At 47.2% G+C, this 7,078-nt stretch carries 6 protein-coding genes and 2 pseudogenes; 3 read left to right on the forward strand and 5 right to left on the reverse strand.

The genetic code is table 11. The annotated features are described in order from the left end of the window. Positions 1 to 53 precede the first annotated feature (53 nt). Positions 54 to 544 (reverse strand): annotated as a pseudogene (locus LG003_RS22185) (recombinase family protein). 105 nt (positions 545 to 649) lie between these two features. Here LG003_RS22185 and LG003_RS22190 point away from each other — a divergent pair. Beyond that, entirely contained in the window at positions 650 to 883 is a 234-nt protein-coding gene (locus tag LG003_RS22190) for a hypothetical protein (protein ID WP_112879388.1), read from the forward strand. Between the two features lie 30 nt (positions 884 to 913). Then, entirely contained in the window at positions 914 to 1,087 is a 174-nt protein-coding gene (locus tag LG003_RS22195; protein ID WP_445260533.1) for a hypothetical protein, read from the forward strand. 300 nt (positions 1,088 to 1,387) lie between these two features. Here LG003_RS22195 and LG003_RS22200 read toward each other — a convergent pair. From LG003_RS22200 to LG003_RS22215, 4 genes and pseudogenes are all read right to left on the reverse strand, one after another. Beyond that, positions 1,388 to 1,944 (reverse strand): annotated as a pseudogene (locus LG003_RS22200) (recombinase family protein). Beyond that, positions 1,938 to 3,440, reverse strand: coding sequence for an ATP-binding protein (locus LG003_RS22205; protein WP_315903401.1), 1,503 nt, complete (start codon positions 3,438 to 3,440; stop codon positions 1,938 to 1,940). The pseudogene LG003_RS22200 and the gene LG003_RS22205 overlap by 7 nt, the downstream one beginning before the upstream one ends. Positions 3,441 to 3,494: 54 nt before the next feature. Then, complete coding sequence (locus LG003_RS22210) at positions 3,495 to 5,564, reverse strand: Tn3 family transposase (RefSeq protein WP_262981661.1); 2,070 nt, start codon at positions 5,562 to 5,564, stop codon at positions 3,495 to 3,497. Beyond that, positions 5,494 to 6,537, reverse strand: coding sequence for a DUF4158 domain-containing protein (locus tag LG003_RS22215; protein ID WP_262981662.1), 1,044 nt, complete (start codon positions 6,535 to 6,537; stop codon positions 5,494 to 5,496). Before LG003_RS22215 ends, LG003_RS22210 begins: the two co-directional genes overlap by 71 nt. A 148-nt stretch (positions 6,538 to 6,685) precedes the next feature. Between LG003_RS22215 and LG003_RS22220 the strand changes: the two genes are divergently transcribed. Beyond that, a partial coding sequence (locus LG003_RS22220; protein WP_262981663.1) for a recombinase family protein occupies positions 6,686 to 7,078 on the forward strand: 393 nt, incomplete at its 3' end.

A 7,078-nucleotide genomic window follows, 5' to 3' on the forward strand; every position in this document is an offset into this window, starting at 1 on the left:
AGTATTAGGGGTCCGCTTGGAAAACGGAAAATATCCCACGTTAAGACCATTTTTTAAACAGTAGGTATTTGCTGTTTTGCTTTAACTCTCAGAGTTGTTTGCCGTGTGGTTCTGAATTCCCTGGCAATTGCACTTATGCTTACACCAGACTGAATTCGTTCGAGTACCCTCTGTTTTTTTCTTCATTTAATACCGGTGGGCGTCCAAAGCGTTTTCCTGCATCCTTCGCTCTCGCTATCCCCGAATAAGTGCGCTCGAGTAAAAGATCACGTTCAAATTCAGCGACCGCTGAAATCACCTGCATCGTCATTTTTCCTGCTGGACTGGTCAAATCAACGCCACCCAATGCCAAACAATGCACCCGAATGCCTAATTCGGCCAGTTGCTCCACTGTTTTCCTGATATCCATCGCATTACGACCGAGACGATCCAATTTTGTGACAATCAATACATCACCATTTTCCAGACGGTCAAGCAAGGGGTAGTGACCGGGTAGCTGCGATAACCGCCAACAATTCAGTAAATTTGATAAAGTATCAGCCAACGATCACATTGACCAGATGAAAAATGGCGCCATCGGCGTTTCAATATTTTGTTTTTTTACAGTTAGTTATTGTTAGTGTGGGGCGGGAAATATTGGTGAGTATTTTTGAAAGAATCAATTCCTGAGAAAATGAAAGGTGTAATGGCGGTAATTTTTCGCGTAGCACAGTATGTCACAGACAGAAGAAAGACCGCAAAAGCGGCCTTAGTATTCTCTTCTAGGATTACCTATTATGAATATACGTCCAAGATGAGTAAAGGTTATTTAGCTATCGTAGATAGACTGGCTAAAAATAGCAATTCACGATGTCAGTTGGCTACCCAATTTTTGGCTATTTAAATTGACCGTTTAACGGTGTTTACTGCTCCATTGCTCCTGAAACCCCTAAAATTGCGCCTGGCAATGGCATCAATGGGACGACCAGAGACAAAAGTCAGTACGTTATGCCAGGAACTGGGAATAACCCGGCAAACCCTGTACAGACATATTTCTCCAGATGGTCAATTGCGGGCTGACGGGATAAAGCTACTCAACCGGGGATAAATTCAACGACCGGAAAAATCTGGGGTTCCGGCGTAGAACCCCCTTAGCGTACTTTAATTTCCCTTTCGCCAAACGACCCCAAGATGACCCAACGGGTGAGACCAGGACGACACTATCCACGAAAATCGATGAAACCCCGAACACGGTGGAACTCTTTTGATGCGCCGGCAAGATCTTAACCGAATGCCATTGGCCGGCGTAGAACCCCAGTATTGACTAGCGGGAGCATTTGAACAGAAACTTACGGTTTCACTTTTTGTGGGGTATGTAAAACCGTAAATTCCTGCATGCGCATGCAATCTAAGAATGCTTTGATGCCGGTAACCAACGGTACAACGTTGGTACAGAGACACCGAGATCTTTAGCTACATCTCTGGGAGGGATACCACTGGCCAGTAGTTTTTTGGCTGATTCAATTTTGCTGCCGGTCATTTTAGGCTTCCGCCCTCCTTTACGACCTAACTGCTTGGCAACCTCTAGTCCAGCGCGAGTGCGTTCCACAATCAGTTCGCGCTCCATTTCAGCAAGACTAGCCATTACATGGAAAAAAAACGTCCTGATGGCGTGCCAGTATCGATAGCATCAGTGAGGCTTTTAAACTGGATACCTTGTTTGTGCAGATTTCCAACCATATCTACCAGGTGTTTAACGCTTCGGCCAAGACGATCCAGCTTCCAGACGACCAAAGTATCCTCTTTACGCAATATTTCCATCGCCTTAGCTAGGCCGGGACGATCAGAGCGCATACCACTCACCGTGTCCTCAAATATTTTTTCGCACCCGGCTTTTATTAAAGCTTCTCTCTGTAAATCAAGACATTGATCCTGTGTTGAAACCCGCGCGTAACCGATTAACATGGCTTGTCTCGCGTCTGGCTGCGCAATGCTTCAACTGCAAGATTAATAGCTTCGGTATTAGCTGGTTGGCAACCCCATTCCTTCCAGAAATCCCGGGTAGCACTATCAGGAGTGATTACAGGCTTGTCCAGTCGGATTCGTGATGGCAATAATACGGCATCACCTAACATCAACGCTTCACCAGTATCAAGAAGTGGCAGGATACTCGTGAGTCCGGCCAGCGAATCAGGCATCAGACGAGTTATCACTCCTTGATCTGAATCGTTGGTAAGACGTAAAGACAGGAAATTATTACACTGACTCAGAATAGTTTTGCTAACATCCGATGGTCGCTGACTCACTACCAAAAGGGAGAATCCATACTTTCGTCCTTCTTTAGCGATACGTTCGAACGCGCCTAATGCCTGCTTTTGTACTGCATCCGCGTCGTTACGTACCGGCAGATACAAATGGGCTTCATCGCATAAAAGTGTGACTGGCGACCGTTTGGTAGGTTCTGTCCAGAATTGTACATCATACAAAAGTCGTGCAAGAGTTCCTGTAACAACAGGCAAGACATCAGAGGGAACCTCAGAAAAATCAATAATCTTTATTCCCTGACCACTATCAGATGTAAGTAATCGTTGTACCTGAGCACCGAGCCATCCGTATTCATTCGCTGCTGATGGAGGAGCAAACATAAAACCATATCGACGATCGTCGAGCTTGGCTTCAAGTCGGGAAATGAAACGTGTTAATTTATTTTCCCATTCGCCTGTTATAGAGCTACCATTTTTACCAACACCTTTGGTTACATTGTCCTTTCGAAGCAACTCGAGTAGTCCCTCAAGTGAGTATGGTACAGGCGAGTCTACTGTGAATGTTTTAAGAACGTCGACTTTTCCCTCTTTTTCTAGCGTCAGTTGTTTCAGAGCCCGGGCATGGAGAGTAAAACGTGATGCCTGATTAGGAGCATTTTGATCGCTTCGATCAAGGATCATTGAAAGCATTTCATCTCGGTTGAGTAGCCAATAAGGGAGAAAAAGTGCATCATCCTTCGGGTGTTCCAAGTCCGCAGGACCAGCAATACGGAAACGTGTCGCAAAACCACCTTTTTCGGCATTAGCCAAGGGGGCATACTCACCATGCATATCGAACACCACGATGTTCGGATATTTTAGTTTCGATGCTCGCTCCAAGATAAGAGCTACTGCATAGCTTTTACCTGAGCCGGTGCTACCTAAAATAGCTGCGTGGCGCTGGAAGAATTTGTCCCCACTAATAACGGCCTCTGCCTTTCTGTCCGCAACAAAATTCCCCAACTTTAAACGTTCGTTTTCAGGATATTCAGCTCCTAAGATACCCATAAACCTCTGTAAGTTTGCCGCGTCTATAACGAAACAATCACGGTCAATCTGAGGGAAAGTATCGGCTCCACGTTTGAACGTATTTTTCTTATCACCATCAACTGTGCGAAAGGTACCAATCAAAGCCCCTCGAACCAGATCTGTGGGCATAGATACCAGTATTGGGGTTGTAAGCGGGAAGCCGCCAAAATTTTGCGGGCTTGACTATGACAACGTCAGTCCTGCAATCATGGCGTCTAGATCGAGTTCTTTCCCTTCACTGATAAAGGTGTAATGGCCGTTCAGAAATATATGCTGCCAGGCTACGGGCGACATTCGTCTGAGAAGAGCAAGTCCCCGGGTGTTACCGACATTCTCATACTTCTGCAGCAACCGCGACAGCAGGGCGGAGTTATAATAAATAATAATGATGCTGAGCAGGCGCCCACACTGATTGCTGATTTCCAGTTCAATATCATTCTGACCTGTCAGCTCTTTTTTGCCACCAACCTGTGCGATCGCTGAACGAAGCTGATGCCAGGATTCAATGCGATTTTGCGGCCGGTGGCTATTTCTGGCCACCTGCGGGTTACGAAGATACCGGAGAATGTAAAGACTACGGATCAGTTTATCAAATTCAAACAATGCCTTTCTTGTCGGGTTTTCCGCTGAATAGGTACACAGTTTGCGGATAAGGGCTCCCTGAGTAATTTCTTTCATCCCCAATGTGGCGACAATCTGATCCAGGTGTGGTTTTTCATCAATGATAACTTTCTGATTTATCTGCCCTACAGGCCGGATAAGACATTTTTTATAACGTTCCGGATCATCCGCGCAGTATAATTCTTTCAGCATGTCCGCTGTCGAGGTAAAGCGGGGTTCGAAACGCAGGCCGAACCAGTGAAGAATGGCGAAATTAGCCTTGTTAATACTGTGCATGTCACCGGTTATCGTCGTTGGTACAATCCCGCTGGTATTTCTGTACCAGATATCGAAAACGTGATGTGCTTCATACTCATGAGCCCCAATGAGATAACCATTGAGTGGAATATGGTTGCATAGCAGGGTGTAAGCCACCACGCCCTTCCCAAGCCCAAAATATTTTTTTGATGCACGGGCTTTGATAGTCGGACGCTCAACGCTGAATTTTTGCCCATCGACAGCGCCATACAGCTCCCCTAACTCCAGGGAGTAATATGGGAAGACAGGAAGCGTCTTAATTCCGTCGCCAATGCAGTCACATGCTGCCTTCAGCGTGGAGAGACGCAGATATTGCTCGTAGGAATCATTGAGCGCATGGTAAGGAATGTCGCTGGTCTGGGACATAGTCAGATTACCGTGATTCATGGCCTGTGCCATTATTACAGCCATCAGGCTGTCTGCATCAGCTCCTGTTTTCACATACAGGGGTTGTAGCGGTGTCAGGGCCGACAGAAACTGGCACCGTTGATTAACAAAGCGAAAAATATCAGCCAGCTCACACAGGGGCAGCTGTGAATAAAAATCCGTCACACTGTCCGATGGCTCTGTTAAATCCGACTTACGCCAGCTTAGTCTCTGTGTATCATGATCAAACTCCAGATGTGACAACTTACCCTGTTTAAGTTCTCTGTTGAACGCTATCCACTGGTTATGCAGTTCGCGGGTCAGTTCATCCAGTTGATGTTCGACCGGAGTACGTAAAAACGGGATATCCATCTGGGCAAGAATATCGGATTTTTCCTCTACGGAAACCAGCTCGTCTGAAAGGTGGCGATGCTGCAGGCTGTCATCAAGATAAAGCTCTCCTGCCTCCAGTCGTTTTCTGATTTGCCGGTAAAGCCAGAATTCATAACGATCGGCATGAAGCTCTGTCGGCATATCTTTTTCATCAACAACGCTCAATAACCAGGTTCGCAGTCGTGGCGGGAGCGTCGCAGGAGGGCATTCTGCCAGCGGCCGCTGCGTCAACCGCAATTGCTTTGAAAAAGTAGTTCTGACCCATGCCAGTGCAGCAAGCCAGGGACATTCAGGCGTCACACTGGAAAAATTCAGAGTACAAAACAGCGGCCGTAAATGGCGTCGTATATGAGCCGCCTGAGTGTCAACCGCCTCCCATTGTCGAGCCATCCGACTGGCTGGTTTAACCCGCATTCGCTGTGCGGTGCTTTGAAGAGTTTCCCTGGGCATGATTTTCCAGGCTCGCTGGCGTACCTCACCAAAGGGGATGCTATCCGTCACATCATCATCGACAAACAGGGATAACACGACCGACTTTATTATTCTCCTGCTGCCGTTGCAGAACGTCTGCTTCAAAGTTTTTTCTGGCCTCTTCCTTGCAGCGTTCTTCTGTCTGCTTCATGTGCCACATCATGGCGCTGGTGAGGTTATCTGACAGCTGACGGTAGCGAAGCCAGATATAGCACATCAGATATAACCAGGTTTGTTCGGTTTTGAGGTTACGCAAATCGTGGATGGTATAAAAGTTGACCAGACTGGCGAAGTACAGCAAATTTTGTTGTGAAATCCCGAGTTCGGGTAGCAATTGTCGAGCCTTCTGATATATCGGTGCCAACTGGTTTCGTTTATCCCTTTCCCTCGACATTTGTCGCCACCGAAAATCTTTTGCTTCCTGCTTCAACACAGCCAGTCCCGACAGCGCATCATCTTTCTTCAGAAGTGAATTCAGCACGCGCTGTGTTTCTGTATCAAGGGAGGACAACAGTATGCCCGCCAGTCGTTGCCGCTCAGTTGACAGTGCTTTACTGATTATTTTCTGGAGTGTGGAATATCCTGGTCGAACGATTTTCTTTTCATTCAGCCAGCAGATAAGTTCGGTAGCAACAAATCCAGGGGTAATATCACGATGCACAATCTGCGCTGCGCGGGCATCCAGCTGCGGGCCAACGGAACCTGACCACTGACGGTACCCAAAGAAGTCGGTAATAAGCTTACGCTGGGCGTAATATTCATGGGTGGTAATAGTTCTGTCGGTAAGGGATACCCCACGAAAGTAACGCTGAACCACAAAATCGAAATCACTTTCCACATCCTTCGGTGAAAAATGAAAGAAGGCGTGTTTGGCCTTAAAATAACCCGTTTGAAGGATACAATAAATCTGCGACAGTATTTCGGGGCGACTGTTTGCCAGCGCCAGCTCATCTGCCGTAAGCGACAAATACTCCAACTGCTGGCCTTCATCAAAGTCAGGCAGGCCATACAGTGCGAATTTTTCTGCATCCGTTAAAACGGTGAGTCTTTTACCTTTATCTTTTCGACGGGATGTCATCCTGACCTCGCACTGAATATGTCCGTAAGAGGATCGCTCTGCGGACGGTAAAAATTAAATTTGCGCTTCAGAGAAAATCACTGCTGACGTTGTCTCATATAACTGGTACGGTATCAATCTCTTTCACGGCCCCTTAAACGTACACTTTATGACTGAAATACGGATTGGCTATGCCCGCTGCTCCACTGATAAACAGGATTTGACTGCCCAACAGGAAGCGTTGGTAAAACTCGGTGTCTCCCCGGACAGAATTTACATCGACAAAGGGCTGACGGGTTCAAACCGGCAAAGGCCTGGTCTGGATCAGGCACTAGCTGCCGTGCGTAGTGGAGACACGCTGGTTGTTCCCAAGCTTGACCGCTTGGCGCGTTCAGTACCTGACGCTCGTGAAATAGCTGATACATTGCAGTCCAGAGAAGTGAAACTGGCGCTTGGAACCAATATTTACGATCCGGCAGACCCGATGGGGAAAATGTTCTTCAACGTACTGGCCACCTTTGCTGAATTTGAAGGCGACCTGATACGTCTGCGTACCCGCGAA

The organism is Photorhabdus kleinii, assembly GCF_025384885.1.
GTDB classification, from domain to species: Bacteria; Pseudomonadota; Gammaproteobacteria; order Enterobacterales; family Enterobacteriaceae; genus Photorhabdus; species Photorhabdus kayaii.

Bases quoted from the DNA above. Each gene is read 5' to 3' on its own strand.
- LG003_RS22205 (WP_315903401.1), bottom strand. From the start codon at position 3,440: ATGCCCACAGATCTGGTTCGAGGGGCTTTGATTGGTACCTTTCGCACA.
- LG003_RS22215 (WP_262981662.1), bottom strand. From the start codon at position 6,537: ATGACATCCCGTCGAAAAGATAAAGGTAAAAGACTCACCGTTTTAACG.